We start from the raw sequence: 241 nt of genomic DNA, 5'->3' as shown, positions 1-241 counted from the left end.
CGAAGGCGACGAGCGGATTATTGGTGACCCGCGCCTCGAACCCGGCATCCTCCACCAGGGCTCGGAGCGGAATGGGGGTAAACTGGGGCGGCTTGGCCGCCTCCCGGCCATAGTCGAGTACCGATTGGGCAAAGCCGATGGCCTTGTCCAGGGTCATGACCAGCCGCGGCGCCAGGCGCTGCACTTTGGGATCGTCGAGCGTGGCCACCTGGTCCGAGAGCAATTGCGCCGCGGTCAGCGT

Annotated in this window: 1 protein-coding gene; it reads right to left on the bottom strand. The window is 66.8% G+C overall.

The window, feature by feature from the left end; genetic code table 11:
• Positions 1–241, bottom strand: a 241-nt coding sequence (locus HMPREF0549_RS09955) for a hypothetical protein (RefSeq protein WP_003718011.1), incomplete at both ends; no start/stop codon positions are given.

Origin of the sequence: Limosilactobacillus vaginalis DSM 5837 = ATCC 49540 (assembly GCF_000159435.1) — a bacterium.
GTDB classification, from domain to species: domain Bacteria; phylum Bacillota; class Bacilli; order Lactobacillales; family Lactobacillaceae; genus Limosilactobacillus; species Limosilactobacillus vaginalis.
The sequence above is the reverse complement of the archived record's forward strand: the minus strand, read 5'-3'. Positions and strand labels throughout refer to the sequence as shown.